We start from the raw sequence: 13,816 nt of genomic DNA on the forward strand, positions 1-13,816 counted from the left end.
AATTTACAGGCCATGGAGAATCAGGAAGAATTTTTAGAATTTGCCATTTCCAAATTTTTAAAATTTGGAAGCAAAAGATTTACCTTGGATGACCTGGCCCATGAAATGGGTATCTCAAAAAAAACGATCTATAGGTATTTTACGAGCAAGGAAGAAATTGTTCAGGAAAGTCTCAAATACCTATTGGCCAAAGTGAAAAATGAGATAACAAGGACATTGGAAAAAGAAAAAAACAACCCTATCCAGGGAATTATTTCTATTTACAGGATAGGGTTGAATAATCTTAAAAAATTTAGCCCCTCATTTTTAATGGGCCTAAAGAAATACTATCCCGTCGCCAACGAACTTTTCAATGAATTTAGGGCAAACGTAATTCATAATCGTGTGCTTGGGCTATTACAACAGGCCCAAACAAAAGGGCAGATCAGACAGAATGTGAATTTGGCACTTACTTCCCATATATATTTGAACAGACTGGAATATATGCTCTTTTCAAACAATAATCTCTTTGATCAATACACCAGTTCAGAATTATTGGAACATTTGATCATAAATAATCTTAGAGGTATAGCAACAAAAAGTTATGTCTCCAAACTATCTTAGTTTAAATCCTTTGGCAGCCCACCATGGGTGTATCTCAATGGCCAACCTGCCCGATTTTACCATAGGATCCATATTGGCCAGACTATCTGCCATTTCTTGGGTAGGCACATTGTAGATAGTAATGCCCCGTATGTCCCCATTGTCCGTAAAAGGACCCGAAATATCGGCATAACCTTCCTCGTACATTCTGCCCAAATGGGCCAAATGCAAGGCCTGTAGACTATCGGCCTCAGCCTTGGATTGGGAGCGATTTGGCCCACTCTTTAAAAAGGCCATAAAATATTGCTGCATCAAAATGGTATCCTTGGTCTTTTCATCCCTATATTCGAAAGTTTTAAATCCCAGTGATTCCAAACGCTTCTTCACTTGGGCCACGGAAGGCTCCGGTTCAACGACTTGCTGCTCCAAATGTACACGTGTACCATTTACTGAATCCTTACAGGATAAGAACTGTCCCATTAATAGGACAGCACATAAGAATCTTATTTTTTCCATGACTTAAAAGGGTTTTTACTCAACTGAGAATTGTAATATCTGACATCTGCCGTTACCTCCTGTCCTAACCAACTGGGCTTGAAAAAGTTCTCATTCTCATGTTCCAACTCAATTTCAGCTACTATCAATCCCGAATTATCACCAAAAAATTCATCTACCTCATAAATATGTTTCCCAACCTCAATATAATATCTCAGCTTATCTATAACCCCGGGCTCGGACAAATTCATCAAGGCATCCGCCTCCTTAACGGATATTTCCTTTTCCCACTCAAAACGCGTGGTGCCATTCTGGTTACCCTTTCCCTTCACCGTTATATAACCCCTATCTCCCTTGATCCTTACCCTTACCGTTCTTAAGGGATCCGTATTTAAAAAACCTTGTACAATTCTTTCCTTTTGAACAGCGTGTGTTTTAAAAGCTTCCGACTTCACTAAAAATTTACGCTCTATTTCTATCATTTATGCTAATTGGTTACTAATATTTAAAAAATGGCTACGGTATATTCTCTTAATTTCATGTGATTGGATCCTGACATTGCCATAATTATTATTGGCCAACCAAACCATTGTGCCCGCAATAACCTCCGGTTCAATGGACCTAAATTTTTCCAAGGGTCCAACGAGAACCAAATTTAGAACCTTCATTAACTGCTTGGCCAACCATTCCCCTATCCGTTTCTCCTCTCGCTTACCTCCTATCAATGAGGGTTGTAAAATATAGGTTTTGGGGATCCCGCACTTTAACACGGCCTCTTCCATTTCCCCTTTTATTCTGTTGTAGGTGACACTGCTTTTGGAATTGGCTCCCATGGCCGAGATGACCAGGAAGGTTTCAATCCCGTTTTCACGACCTATTTTGGCCGCCGAAACCGGTATCCCAAAATCTATCCTTTTGTACATTTCCGTATCGGGGGTTTTAGCCTTGGTAGTACCAATACAACAAAACACCTCATCCCCTAGAAAATTGGCTTTATGACTTTCCAAAGTTAAGAGGTCTACTATATGTTCCTCTAATTTTGGATGGGAAAACCCAATACTGCTCCTAGAAAAGAGTTTTATTTTTATATACCGTTCATCCTTGAGCAACATCTGCACTAAATACCCTCCAGTTAAGCCGGTTGCACCCAATACTATGGCCGTTTTACCGCTTAATTTTATTTGTCCCTGCCCCATTTGCTGCGTTTAACATGTTAGGTTGGGCGTAATAGCCCCAACTTGTTATAAATTTACGGTATGAAATTGGATTTCCCACAACGAAAAATAATCCATGTAGATATGGACGCGTTTTACGCCTCCGTAGAGCAAATGGACAACCCTGCTCTAAAGGGCAAGCCTTTGGCCGTTGGCGGGGCCGAAAAAAGGGGTGTGGTTTCCGCCGCCAGTTACGAAGCCAGAAAATTTGGCGTGCGTAGTGCAATGAGTGGTTATTTGGCCAAAAGAAACTGTCCCGGTTTAATATTTGTTCCCCCGCGTTTTGAACGTTACAAAGAGATTTCCCTTAAAATTAGAAATATATTTTTCGATTATACAGATTTGGTGGAACCGCTTTCATTGGACGAGGCCTATTTGGACGTTACAACCAACAAAAAAGGAAATCCATCGGCCTCCCTTATAGCAGAAGAGATTAGACAGCGTATTTTTAACGAAGTGGGCCTCACAGCGTCGGCAGGAATATCCATTAACAAATTCCTGGCCAAGGTTGCGAGCGACTACAATAAGCCAAATGGTCAAAAAACCGTTAATCCAGAAGAGGTAATATCTTTTTTGGAAGACCTGGAAATTAGAAAATTCTATGGGGTGGGGAAGGTAACTGCCGATAAAATGTATCACCTCGGTATTTTTACGGGAAAAGACCTTAAACAGAAATCCGTTGAATTTCTAAGGGAACATTTTGGCAAAAGCGGGGATTACTACTACCATGTGGTTAGAGGTATTCACAACAGCGAGGTAAAGCCCAATAGAATCCCAAAATCGGTAGGTGCCGAGCGTACTTTCAATGAAAATCTGAGCAGTGAGATCTTTATGCTCCAAAGATTGGAGAACATTGCCGCGGAACTGGAAAAACGCCTAAAAAAATCAAAGATATCAGGGAAAACGGTAACCTTGAAAATAAAATATAGCGATTTCAGCCTTCAGACGCGAAGTAAGACCCTACCCTATTATATTGCGGACAAATCCTTGATATTGGATACTACCAAAGCGCTGCTTTACCAGGAAAAATTGGAAAATTCGGTTCGCCTTTTAGGAATATCCCTATCCAATCTAAATACGGAAAAAAATGAACCTTTGGAACAAAAGGTACTTACCGTACAATTAAAATTCGACTTGTAATAAAAAAAAGACCTGTCCAGTTTAAACATCCAGACAGGCCCTTAATAATGTATTCGGGAATCCGTTTCTAAAAATTACAGTTTTCTATCTGCGAAACACGTAAGGTATTCACCATTCCCTTATCTTTTATAGGCATAGCCGCCAAACTAATCAACATGTCCCCAACTTCCAAAAATCCTTTCTGGCATGCCATTTTATTGACATCCTCGATAGTTTCGTCCGTAGACACATATTTATCGTAATAAAAAGCCTTTACTCCCCACAACAAGTTAAGCTGGGTAAGGATCCTTTTATTGGAGGTAAATACCAATATATGGGCCTTTGGTCTCCATGCAGATATTTGGAAAGCCGTATATCCACTATTAGTCAAAGTAGAAATAGCCTTGGCCTTAATTTCGTTGGCCATATTGGCGGCATGGAAACAAATGGATTTGGTGATATATCTGTTGGTCCTAACCTGAGGTGGCTCATGTGGCACCTTAATGAGTTCTGAGTTCTCAACACTTTCCAGGATACTGGACATTTTTTGTATTACCTGCACAGGATAATTTCCAACGGAAGTTTCCCCTGAAAGCATTACTGCATCGGCACCATCCATTACCGAGTTGGCTACATCGTTCACTTCGGCACGGGTAGGTGTAAGGCTGGTAATCATGGTTTCCATCATCTGGGTGGCTATAATTACCGGTATCCTGGCCTTTTTGGCCCTTAGTACTAATTGCTTTTGGATAAGGGGTACTTCCTGTGCCGGAACCTCAACTCCCAAATCCCCTCTTGCAACCATCAATCCATCACAATATGCCACAATCTTATCAATGTTTTCTACCGCTTCAGGTTTTTCAATTTTTGCAATAATTGGAATTTTATGCTCGGAATGTTCCTTTATAATATTCTGAAGATCTATTAGATCCTGACTAAATCTCACAAAGGAAAGGGCTATCCAATCCACGTCTTGCGATATGGCAAAAATGGCATCCTTTATATCCTTTGCGGTCAATGCCGGTAAAGAGATATTGGTGTTTGGCAGGTTAACCCCTTTCTTGGATTTCAATGGCCCGCCTTGGATTACTTTTGCCCTAACTTCATCTTTGGAGTTCGTAGAAATTACCTCAAACATTAACTTTCCATCATCCAACAAGATACGCTCACCCGCTTTAACATCTTTTGGAAAATTAGTGTAGTTCATATACACTTTTTCCGCATTTCCCTCGAAAGGCTTACCGGTAACAAAAGTGATTTCATCTCCTGGGGAAACCACTACTTCACCGGCCATAACGCCTACCCTTAATTTTGGTCCTTGTAAATCGGCAAGTATAGAGGTGTAAGTACCCAATTCCTCATTCAAATCACGAATCATTTGTATGCGCTCTGCTACGTCCTTATAGTCGGCATGGGAAAAGTTTATCCTAAAGACATCCACTCCAGCCTCAATCATGTCCTTAAGAACACTCTTCGTACTAGTAGCTGGTCCTAGGGTAGCTACTATTTTTGTCTTTTTATTTATTGGCATTATTTTAAAAAATTAAATTATTTTTAGATTTTAGTTTAGTTGCATCCACCAAATAGGCCGTTATGACTTTTGGTATTGTTAGTACGGACTTCAAAATATTATCTTCCACGTCCAATTCGTCGTGTTCAATCTTTAAAAAATAATCGACATCCCTATATTCAGGAACCAAATGATATTTTGTAAAAGTTGGCTGATCCTGAAACAGATTTCCTATACCCAACACCTCTTCTCTTACATCATTGTTGCTTACAAATGTGTAATAACGATCATTTACTTCATCTCTCCAATCAAAAATTGGGAACGAGCCTCCTTGCGACAAATCCAAATCGTTCACGGACCTCTTTAACTTGGTTTTAAGGCAAGAATTAAGTGCATATACCAGCATAAAATCTTCTATACTGCTGTGCAAAGCGATTAAAGTGAAAGTTTCTTCATAAAAATCTTCCGAAATTTTGTGTATCGCTGCCATACTTTCCGTGAAAGGCGTAAATATAGGATTAATAACGAAACTAGCCTATCCATTCCAAGTATAAAACGTTGTTCAGACTACGAAAACGTTGGAGTTTAATAAAATTTTCAACCCCTATGTCCATTGTAGGGATTTCTATCCAAATTTTGGAGATAGCCCTTTAATTTAAGGATATCACTCATTGGATTTATCCATCTTGTCCTGTAACGCAAAATACGCCCTTTTGGAAGCCCGTTCCTCGGCCTTCTTTTTTGAAGTTGCCCTAGCTTTGGCCACAATTTTGCCTGCGATGGACAATTTCACAGCAAAGTGCTTAACAACATCATTACCCGTATCCTCGTAGATATCGTAATTAAAAGATTTTTTTTGCTTTTGGCACCATTCTATCACCAAGCTTTTATAGCTTATGACCTTACCCTCCAGTTGTTCGATATCTACATAGGGATCTATTATCCTTTTGCTGATGAACTTTTCGCAAAATTTATATCCCCTATCCAAATAAATAGCTCCAACCAAGGCTTCAAAAACATTTCCGTGTATATTGTCGCCAAAACGTGATTTAGGAATTCTACTCTCCACAAAATCGATGAGTTTTAGATCCTTCCCCAACTCATTCAGGTGCTCCCTACTTACGATTTTGGATCTCATTTTGGTGAGATATCCTTCGTCCCCATCCGGAACCTTACTGTATAAGTGCTTGGAAATTATGGTTCCCAGCATGGCATCCCCAAGAAACTCCAAGCGCTCATAATTCATAGGAAAACCGGCCTTATCCTTTTTGTTGGCAGAGCGATGAACGAACGCTTTTTGATAAATTTCCAGGTTTTTCGGCTTAAAACCCAAAATTTTTTTCATTCCCAAAAAAAAATCCCCATCCTTTTTTGAATGGGAATTAAATAAATTGGAAAAAGCGTTCATATGATGACTTAGCTAATTTTTTTAAATATTACACATGCATTATGTCCCCCAAATCCGAAAGTATTGCTCAGGGCAACATTTACCTCTCTTTTTTGAGCCTTATTCAGGGTAAGGTTTAATTTGGGATCAATATTCTCGTCTACCGTTGTATGGTTTATGGTAGGGGGTACCAATCCATGCTCCATGGCCAATATGGAAGCTATAGCCTCAATAGCACCGGCAGCACCTAAAAGATGCCCTGTCATGGATTTTGTGGAGTTTATGTTTATTTGATGCGCATGCTCTCCGAAAACCTTGGTTATCGCTTTTAATTCGGCAACATCACCTAAGGGTGTTGAAGTACCATGTGTATTAATGGCATCCACATCTTCAGGTTTTAATCCGGCGTCCTTTAAACAATTCTCCATTACCCTAACCACACCAATTCCGTCAGGATGTGGGGCCGTCATGTGGTAAGCATCACTGGATAAACCTCCTCCTGCCACCTCGGCATATATTTTTGCCCCCCTGGCTTTGGCATGCTCATATTCTTCAAGGATTAGCGCTCCAGCTCCTTCTCCCAAAACAAATCCGTCCCGAGTGGCATCGAATGGCCTAGAAGCTGTTTCTGGACTGTCATTACGTGTGGAAAGCGCATGCATTGCCCCAAATCCTCCCATACCGGCAATGGTAACTGCTGCTTCGCTACCACCAGTCACTACAACATCACAATATCCCAAACGAATAGTGTTCAACGCATCGATAATAGCATTGGCAGAAGATGCACACGCGGATACAGTTGTATAATTGGGACCCATAAAACCATGCTTTATAGAGATATTACCAGGAGCAATATCAGCAATCATTTTTGGGATAAAGAATGGGTTAAACCTTGGTGTTCCGTCTCCAGCGGCAAAATTTAAAACTTCGTTCTGAAACGTTTCCAATCCTCCTATACCAGCTCCCCAGATTACTCCGGTTCGAAATTTATCTATCTTATCAAGATCCAATCCTGAGTCTTTTATGGCTTCATCTGAAGAAATGAGGGCATATTGGGCAAACCTATCCAATTTACGCGCCTCTTTTCTATCAAAATAATCTTCGGCATTATAGTTCTTTAATTCGCATGCAAATTTTACTTTAAACTTCTCTGTATCATAATAAGTAATGGGAGCCGAACCACTTTTTCCGTTCTTCAGGCCTTCCCAATACTCTTCAATATTATTGCCAATAGGTGTCAAAGCACCTAGACCAGTAACCACAACTCGCTTTAATTGCATTGAACTAAATTTTTGTTTAACTTATTAAGTTAGGTGTAAATTAAAAAAAATTATCCATGCAGCGTCTTTACCACATGGATAATTTTGAAACTTGTTCAAGAAATCATAAAATTACTTGGCTTCTTCTATATAACTTATAGCTTGACCAACTGTAGCAATGTTTTCTGCTTGATCGTCCGGAATTTGAATATCAAATTCTTTTTCGAACTCCATTATCAACTCAACAGTATCCAATGAATCTGCCCCTAAGTCGTTGGTAAAGCTAGCTTCGGTTACAACTTCGTTCTCATCAACACCTAATTTATCTACGATGATAGCTTTTACTCTTGATGCAATGTCTGACATAATAATATCGGTTTTAAAAATTTAAATTGATGGCAAAAATAAAAAACTTTGGTTTAATAACACTATTTGTCGTTAAAATGTGATGTAATTTAATAAAATTAAACACAAGAGTGCTATTTTAGCCCAAAATTATTTTCCGTCTTAACCCCAAAACAATACATGAAAAGGATTGTCCTATTTGCTTCCGGCTCCGGTTCCAACGTTGAAAACATAGCACAATATTTTCACGATAATCCCGAGGTTTCCATTAGCTGTGTACTATCCAACAAAAAGGACGCCCAAGTTTTTGAAAGATGTAACCGATTAAATTTGAATGCCATATACTTTAACAGGCATTCGTTTTATGGCTCGGACTGCGTTTTAAACATAATTAAGGCCCTTGATCCGGACCTCATCGTTTTGGCAGGATTTCTCTGGAAAATTCCAGACAACCTCATCGCCAGCTACCCCGATAGAATTATAAACATCCATCCGGCATTGCTCCCAAAATACGGCGGCAAGGGAATGTACGGTATGTACGTTCACGAAGCGGTTAAAAGCAATAATGAGACGGAAACGGGGATAACCATCCACTATGTAAACGAAAATTATGACGAAGGCGCCATCATTAAGCAGGCAAAGGTTGCTTTAAGCCCTACGGATACTCCGGATATGATTGCAGAAAAGGTCCATCGCTTGGAATATGAACATTTCCCCAAGGTGATTGGGCAGGTTTTAATGGGGACATAATGGCCAAAAAAGAAAAATTCTATACCGTTTGGAAGGGAAGTCGACCAGGAATATACACCAGCTGGAAAGACTGTAAAGCGGCTATCACCAACTACAAGGGGGCACAATACAAATCCTTCCCCACCTTTGAGGCCGCAAAAAAGGCATACAGCGGCAATTATGATGATTATAAAGGCAAAAAAATTACTTCCGCTGCACTGAGCAAGGAGCAAATTAGTAAAATAGGCAAGCCCAATTACAATTCCATTTCGGTAGATGCCGCTTCTAGTGGTAATCCAGGTATCATGGAATACAGGGGAGTAGATACCAAAACCAAAAAAGAGCTATTTAAACAGGGGCCATTTAAGCAAGGTACCAATAATATTGGCGAGTTTTTGGCCCTGGTACATGGATTGGCCTATTTGAAACAACAGAATAGCGACCGAATAATATACACGGATTCCAAAACGGCCATGAGTTGGGTCCGAAAAAAAAGCTGTAACTCCAAATTGCCCGAAACCCCTGAAAACAAAGTAGTTTTCGATTTGGTAAGGCGCGCCATTACGTGGCTTGAAAAAAACACCTACACCACAACCATAGTGAAATGGGAAACCAAGGCCTGGGGTGAAATACCTGCAGATTTTGGCAGAAAATAGGGATATCATCATTTTTTAAAATTTGATTTCCATTGCTGTGGAATTCGCAGTTCAAAAACCTATCTTTGCAGCAAATTTCGAAATTTAATGGGCAAACTTTTAATAGTAGGAACTGTTGCATTTGACGCTATAGAAACCCCTTTCGGCAAAACTGATAAAATTTTGGGAGGGGCTGCCACCTTTATTGGATTGGCAGCTTCACAGTTCAAAGTTAAATCTGCCATTGTTTCTGTTGTGGGCGAAGATTTCCCACAGGATTATTTGAATCTTTTGACCGAAAAAAATATTGATATTTCCGGCTTACAGGTTATTAAGGGGGGCAAAACCTTCTTTTGGAGCGGAAAATATCACAACGATCTTAATTCCAGGGACACCTTATCTACCGAATTGAACGTACTTGCCGACTTTACACCAGTAGTTCCAAACAATTTTAAGGACGCAGAGGTACTAATGTTGGGAAATTTACATCCGGACACGCAACTGAGTGTAATTAATCAAATGGAAGAACGACCAAAACTAATAGTATTGGATACCATGAACTTTTGGATGGACCATGCGCTTGAAGCGTTGAAGGAAGTTATTAAACACATAGATGTGATCACCATTAATGATGAAGAGGCCAGGCAATTAACCGGAGAACACTCCTTGGTAAGGGCCGCTGAAAAAATACATGTAATGGGCCCTAAATTTGTGGTCATAAAAAAAGGGGAGCACGGAGCCCTATTGTTTCACAAATCCAAGGTATTTTTTGCACCGGCGCTGCCCTTGGAAGAGGTATTTGATCCAACGGGCGCAGGAGATACCTTTGCAGGTGGCTTTACCGGATATTTGGCGGAATCGGAAAACATAAGTTTCAACAACCTAAAGAGTGCGGTGATACACGGTTCCAATTTAGCATCATTCTGTGTGGAGCGTTTTGGCACCGAAAGAATGGAAAAATTAGAAAAGAAAGAGGTCAACAACAGGTTGCTCCAGTTTAAGGAGCTTACCCAATTTGATATTGAATTACAATAAATATGTGCCCTAATTTTACAGGGCATTTTTAATTTAAAGTTACCATGAGCGACGCTATTAAGCATGAATGTGGAATTTCCCTGATTCGGTTATTAAAGCCGTTGGAATATTATCAAGAAAAGTACGGTTCTGCCTTTTACGGGGTAAACAAGATGTACCTGATGATGGAAAAACAGCATAACCGTGGCCAGGACGGTGCCGGTTTTGCCAGTATTAAATTGGACATGGAGGCGGGCGAGCGATATATGAGTAGGGTACGCTCCATAGACCAACAACCTATACAGGACATTTTTGCCCAAATAAATGACCGTATCAATACTTCATTTAAAGAAAATCCGGAATATCTGAATGATGTTCCCAAGCAAAAAAAGCATATTCCCTACATCGGGGAAGTACTTTTGGGACACGTTCGATATGGAACTTTTGGCAAAAACAGCATAGAGAGCGTACATCCTTTTTTAAGACAAAACAATTGGATGCACCGTAACCTGATCGTTGCCGGAAATTTTAACATGACCAATGTTAATGAACTATTCGACAACCTTGTACAAATTGGGCAGCACCCCAAAGAAAAGGCCGATACCGTTACAGTTATGGAGAAAATTGGTCATTTCCTGGACGATGCCGTTGCACAGCTCTATAAGGATATTAAAAAAGAAGGGTTTAACAAAAGGGAGGCCTCGCCATTGATCGCGGAAAGATTAAATGTTGCCAAGATCTTAAAAAGAGCAGCCAAAAATTTTGACGGTGGATATGCCATGGCCGGACTTTTGGGACATGGTGATTCCTTTGTACTTAGAGACCCTGCGGGGATTAGACCTGCGTATTACTATAAAGACGACGAGATTGCCGTAGTGGCATCTGAAAGACCTGCCATTCAAACGGTATTCAATGTTAGCTTCGACGATGTTAAGGAATTGGACCCAGGCCACGCTATTATTATCAAAAAGAACGGCAAGGTTAAAATCAAGAAGATTTTAGAACCTACCGAACGAAAGGCCTGTTCTTTTGAACGTATATATTTCTCCAGAGGAAGTGATAAGGAAATCTATCAGGAAAGAAAAATGTTGGGAAAACTGCTTTTTCCCATAATTCTGAAAGCAATAGACAACGATATAAAAAATACCGTATTCTCCTATATTCCCAATACTGCGGAAACTTCCTTTTTTGGAATGGTAATCGCGGCACAGAACTACATGAACAAGAAGAAAGAAGAACAAATTCTTTCTATTGGCAGAAAAATAACACGGGAAGAACTACATGAGATTCTGGAAGTAAGGCCTAGGATTGAGAAAGTAGCCATAAAAGATGCCAAACTACGAACCTTTATAACTCAGGACAGTAGTAGGGACGATTTGGTGGCTCACGTGTATGATATCTCCTATGGATCTGTGAAGGAAAATGATAATTTGGTCATCATTGATGATAGCATCGTTAGAGGAACCACCCTTCAAAAGAGTATCCTAAGAATATTGGACCGACTATTGCCTAAGAAAATTATAGTTGTCTCATCCGCACCACAAATACGTTATCCTGACTGTTACGGAATAGATATGGCAAAACTGGAGGATTTCGTGGCATTTAAAGCTGCTTTGGCCCTACATGAAGAAAGGAACACGATGCATCTTGTGGAAGAAATCTACAAAAAATGCTTGCTACAGACCAAAACACAGGATTCTGAGGTGGTCAATTACGTAAAGGAATTCTATGCTCCTTTTACTGCAGATGAGATTTCCGATAAAATTGGGCAATTATTAAGTCCGCCAGACATTAAAGCCGAGGTTCAGGTTATATATCAAAATATTGAAAACCTACATGAAGCCTGTCCCAAAAATTTGGGAGATTGGTACTTTACAGGCAATTATCCCACACCTGGGGGTAACCGCGTGGTAAACAGGGCGTTTATAAACTTTTTTGAAGGCAAAAACGAAAGGGCATACTAATCATTTCATCGTTTAAGCGTAGGATTTTATGCACTTCATCGATGAAATACACTCTTTAACGTCTTTTTGATCAAAAAGCTACTAAGCGCATGTACTTTAGTAGTGCCATAGCATAAGTAGGTTAAGTTCATGGTAAGATTTGGGGCAAAAAAGGTGGAGACTACTCCACCTTTTTTATTGGTACCAATCCTATATACAGACCGCGCTGTATTACATCCTATATAAATTACTGTTTATCGAATAAGGAGTATTTCAACTTATTAAAGAGACATTCATCTAAAACCTTTTTCCCACAACTTACATTAGTATACTTTTGGAGGACCATAGCATAAGTAGGTTAAGTTCATGGTAAGATTTGGGGAAAAAGGTAGAGCTATGCTCTGCCTTTTTATTTTTGTACTGATCTGTAATGATATTTAGGCATTAAGAACTGCCTAAAGCCAAATCGAAATTCTTTGGACGGTTTCCACATTGCAACAGAAAATATTTTCACTAAACGTGCTTTCCCCTATCCCAACCATATTTTTCCAAATACTGCTTACCACTTTCTATAGCATCATCTTCCAAGCTTGTAGCCATAGTGTCGTTCCAGCGGTTTAAAAAGCCGAACAAAGAAATGACCCCCAGCATTTCCACTATCTCTCCTTCATCCCAGTATTTATATAGGGCTTTCTTTATTTTAGAATTCATGGTATTGGGTACCTGGGAAGCTGCCAATGCAAAATCCAAGGCTACCCGTTCGGCCTCTGAAAATGCCGAATGCGTCCTATACTCACAGATATTATCCAATTGTTCCTGTTCCGCCCCGTAACGTTCTGCCGCCCTTATGGCATGTGCCTGGCAATAGCGACAACCCGTGGCATTACTACTTACCCAGGCCATCATTCTTTTCAAAGCCGAGCTTACCCTTCCCTCATTGGCCATCACCGCCATATTCAGGTTAATGAACGCCTTGGAAATAGCGGGCCTATGCTGCATGGTCAATACCGAATTAGGACAAAAACCCAAAGTTTCATTAAAAAATTCGGCCAACTTTTTGGTCGCTGAATCATGATCGGCATCTAAAGGGTCTACAAGGGACATGATTTGTGAATTATGCGTATTTTTGACCTATACAAGTAACGAAAAAAACACCTACATGACAAATCAAATCACCACCAAATGGCTTGGTAATATGGCCTTTGAAAGCAACAATCCGTCCGGAAACAACCTAATTATAGATGTAGCCCCCGAAAATGGGGGAGAAGGCATGGGATACCGTCCTAAAGCTCTTATGTTGACCGCTTTGGCCGGTTGCTCTGGTCTGGATGTAGCGTCCCTAATTAAAAAAATGAAACTAGAGGTCGAAGCCTTTAAAATAGAGACTATTGCCAACCTAACCGAGGAGGACCCCAAATATTATGACAAGGTATTGATAGAATATCATTTTTCCGGCGATAACCTCAACGAAAAAAAGTTACAGAGAGCGGTTGACCTTTCAGTGGAAAAATATTGTGGCGTAATGGAAATGTTCCGGCAGTTCTCAACATTGGAAATCAAAACCTATTTCAACAAACAATAATT

The 13,816-nt window shown here is 40.0% G+C and carries 16 protein-coding genes; 7 read left to right on the forward strand and 9 right to left on the reverse strand.

The window, feature by feature from the left end:
- Nucleotides 1-12 precede the first annotated feature (12 nt).
- On the forward strand, nucleotides 13-603 hold the full coding sequence (locus tag B9Y87_RS11510) for a TetR/AcrR family transcriptional regulator (RefSeq protein ID WP_085499155.1): 591 nt from the start codon (nucleotides 13-15) through the stop codon (nucleotides 601-603).
- On the opposite strand, the gene B9Y87_RS11515 is transcribed toward B9Y87_RS11510, so the two are convergent.
- Genes B9Y87_RS11515 through B9Y87_RS11525 form a run of 3 tightly spaced genes read right to left on the reverse strand, consistent with a single transcriptional unit; the run spans nucleotide 595 to nucleotide 2,273 of the window.
- Nucleotides 595-1,098, reverse strand: coding sequence for a YciI family protein (locus B9Y87_RS11515; protein WP_085499156.1), 504 nt, complete (start codon nucleotides 1,096-1,098; stop codon nucleotides 595-597). The two genes, B9Y87_RS11510 and B9Y87_RS11515, sit on opposite strands and share 9 nt — an antisense overlap.
- Complete coding sequence (locus tag B9Y87_RS11520) at nucleotides 1,086-1,559, reverse strand: CYTH domain-containing protein (protein WP_085499157.1); 474 nt, start codon at nucleotides 1,557-1,559, stop codon at nucleotides 1,086-1,088. The genes B9Y87_RS11515 and B9Y87_RS11520 overlap by 13 nt, the downstream gene beginning before the upstream one ends.
- The gene (locus tag B9Y87_RS11525) at nucleotides 1,560-2,273 is read right to left on the reverse strand and encodes an NAD(P)H-binding protein (protein WP_085499158.1); all 714 of its coding nucleotides are present in this window, start codon (nucleotides 2,271-2,273) and stop codon (nucleotides 1,560-1,562) included.
- A gap of 60 nt (nucleotides 2,274-2,333) precedes the next feature.
- On the opposite strand from B9Y87_RS11525, the gene dinB reads away from it, so the two are divergent.
- Nucleotides 2,334-3,431, forward strand: a complete 1,098-nt coding sequence (gene dinB / locus B9Y87_RS11530) for a DNA polymerase IV (protein ID WP_085499159.1) — start codon at nucleotides 2,334-2,336, stop codon at nucleotides 3,429-3,431.
- A 67-nt stretch (nucleotides 3,432-3,498) separates the two neighbouring features.
- Here the strand turns inward: dinB and pyk are convergent, their stop codons facing one another.
- The 5 genes from pyk to B9Y87_RS11555 form a co-directional block, all read right to left on the reverse strand.
- Complete coding sequence (gene pyk, locus B9Y87_RS11535; RefSeq protein ID WP_085499160.1) at nucleotides 3,499-4,941, reverse strand: pyruvate kinase; 1,443 nt, start codon at nucleotides 4,939-4,941, stop codon at nucleotides 3,499-3,501.
- Between the two features lie 4 nt (nucleotides 4,942-4,945).
- Nucleotides 4,946-5,410, reverse strand: coding sequence for an IPExxxVDY family protein (locus tag B9Y87_RS11540; protein ID WP_085499161.1), 465 nt, complete (start codon nucleotides 5,408-5,410; stop codon nucleotides 4,946-4,948).
- A gap of 174 nt (nucleotides 5,411-5,584) precedes the next feature.
- The gene (gene rnc, locus B9Y87_RS11545; protein WP_085499162.1) at nucleotides 5,585-6,328 is read right to left on the reverse strand and encodes a ribonuclease III; all 744 of its coding nucleotides are present in this window, start codon (nucleotides 6,326-6,328) and stop codon (nucleotides 5,585-5,587) included.
- An 8-nt stretch (nucleotides 6,329-6,336) separates the two neighbouring features.
- Complete coding sequence (gene fabF / locus B9Y87_RS11550; RefSeq protein ID WP_085499163.1) at nucleotides 6,337-7,587, reverse strand: beta-ketoacyl-ACP synthase II; 1,251 nt, start codon at nucleotides 7,585-7,587, stop codon at nucleotides 6,337-6,339.
- Between the two features lie 111 nt (nucleotides 7,588-7,698).
- Nucleotides 7,699-7,932 (reverse strand): acyl carrier protein, encoded by a 234-nt coding sequence (locus B9Y87_RS11555; protein WP_008269813.1) that lies wholly within the window; start codon nucleotides 7,930-7,932, stop codon nucleotides 7,699-7,701.
- A gap of 159 nt (nucleotides 7,933-8,091) precedes the next feature.
- Between B9Y87_RS11555 and purN the strand changes: the two genes are divergently transcribed.
- The 4 genes from purN (at nucleotide 8,092) to B9Y87_RS11575 (ending at nucleotide 12,253) form a co-directional block, all read left to right on the forward strand.
- The gene (purN, locus tag B9Y87_RS11560) at nucleotides 8,092-8,661 is read left to right on the forward strand and encodes a phosphoribosylglycinamide formyltransferase (protein WP_085499164.1); all 570 of its coding nucleotides are present in this window, start codon (nucleotides 8,092-8,094) and stop codon (nucleotides 8,659-8,661) included.
- Complete coding sequence (locus B9Y87_RS11565) at nucleotides 8,661-9,296, forward strand: ribonuclease H1 domain-containing protein (protein ID WP_085499165.1); 636 nt, start codon at nucleotides 8,661-8,663, stop codon at nucleotides 9,294-9,296. Before purN ends, B9Y87_RS11565 begins: the two co-directional genes overlap by 1 nt.
- 87 nt (nucleotides 9,297-9,383) lie before the next feature.
- On the forward strand, nucleotides 9,384-10,310 hold the full coding sequence (locus B9Y87_RS11570) for a PfkB family carbohydrate kinase (RefSeq protein ID WP_085499166.1): 927 nt from the start codon (nucleotides 9,384-9,386) through the stop codon (nucleotides 10,308-10,310).
- Between the two features lie 44 nt (nucleotides 10,311-10,354).
- On the forward strand, nucleotides 10,355-12,253 hold the full coding sequence (locus tag B9Y87_RS11575) for an amidophosphoribosyltransferase (protein ID WP_085499167.1): 1,899 nt from the start codon (nucleotides 10,355-10,357) through the stop codon (nucleotides 12,251-12,253).
- Between the two features lie 492 nt (nucleotides 12,254-12,745).
- Here the strand turns inward: B9Y87_RS11575 and B9Y87_RS11580 are convergent, their stop codons facing one another.
- Nucleotides 12,746-13,336: a carboxymuconolactone decarboxylase family protein gene (locus B9Y87_RS11580; RefSeq protein ID WP_085499168.1), complete on the reverse strand. Its 591-nt coding sequence runs from the start codon at nucleotides 13,334-13,336 to the stop codon at nucleotides 12,746-12,748.
- A 55-nt stretch (nucleotides 13,337-13,391) separates the two neighbouring features.
- Between B9Y87_RS11580 and B9Y87_RS11585 the strand changes: the two genes are divergently transcribed.
- Nucleotides 13,392-13,814: an OsmC family protein gene (locus B9Y87_RS11585; RefSeq protein ID WP_085499169.1), complete on the forward strand. Its 423-nt coding sequence runs from the start codon at nucleotides 13,392-13,394 to the stop codon at nucleotides 13,812-13,814.
- The last annotated feature ends 2 nt before the right edge of the window (nucleotides 13,815-13,816 follow it).

The sequence above is a fragment of the Arenibacter troitsensis genome (genome assembly GCF_900177645.1).
Lineage (GTDB): Bacteria > Bacteroidota > Bacteroidia > Flavobacteriales > Flavobacteriaceae > Arenibacter > Arenibacter troitsensis.

Coding starts and splice junctions, on each gene's coding strand:
- B9Y87_RS11525 (WP_085499158.1), bottom strand. CDS start 2,273: ATGGGGCAGGGACAAATAAAATTAAGCGGTAAAACGGCCATAGTATTG.
- rnc (WP_085499162.1), bottom strand. CDS start 6,328: ATGAACGCTTTTTCCAATTTATTTAATTCCCATTCAAAAAAGGATGGG.
- B9Y87_RS11565 (WP_085499165.1), top strand. CDS start 8,661: ATGGCCAAAAAAGAAAAATTCTATACCGTTTGGAAGGGAAGTCGACCA.
- B9Y87_RS11520 (WP_085499157.1), bottom strand. CDS start 1,559: ATGATAGAAATAGAGCGTAAATTTTTAGTGAAGTCGGAAGCTTTTAAA.
- dinB (WP_085499159.1), top strand. CDS start 2,334: ATGAAATTGGATTTCCCACAACGAAAAATAATCCATGTAGATATGGAC.
- B9Y87_RS11555 (WP_008269813.1), bottom strand. CDS start 7,932: ATGTCAGACATTGCATCAAGAGTAAAAGCTATCATCGTAGATAAATTA.
- B9Y87_RS11575 (WP_085499167.1), top strand. CDS start 10,355: ATGAGCGACGCTATTAAGCATGAATGTGGAATTTCCCTGATTCGGTTA.
- pyk (WP_085499160.1), bottom strand. CDS start 4,941: ATGCCAATAAATAAAAAGACAAAAATAGTAGCTACCCTAGGACCAGCT.
- B9Y87_RS11510 (WP_085499155.1), top strand. CDS start 13: ATGGAGAATCAGGAAGAATTTTTAGAATTTGCCATTTCCAAATTTTTA.
- B9Y87_RS11585 (WP_085499169.1), top strand. CDS start 13,392: ATGACAAATCAAATCACCACCAAATGGCTTGGTAATATGGCCTTTGAA.
- fabF (WP_085499163.1), bottom strand. CDS start 7,587: ATGCAATTAAAGCGAGTTGTGGTTACTGGTCTAGGTGCTTTGACACCT.
- B9Y87_RS11570 (WP_085499166.1), top strand. CDS start 9,384: ATGGGCAAACTTTTAATAGTAGGAACTGTTGCATTTGACGCTATAGAA.
- B9Y87_RS11515 (WP_085499156.1), bottom strand. CDS start 1,098: ATGGAAAAAATAAGATTCTTATGTGCTGTCCTATTAATGGGACAGTTC.
- B9Y87_RS11540 (WP_085499161.1), bottom strand. CDS start 5,410: ATGGCAGCGATACACAAAATTTCGGAAGATTTTTATGAAGAAACTTTC.
- B9Y87_RS11580 (WP_085499168.1), bottom strand. CDS start 13,336: ATGTCCCTTGTAGACCCTTTAGATGCCGATCATGATTCAGCGACCAAA.
- purN (WP_085499164.1), top strand. CDS start 8,092: ATGAAAAGGATTGTCCTATTTGCTTCCGGCTCCGGTTCCAACGTTGAA.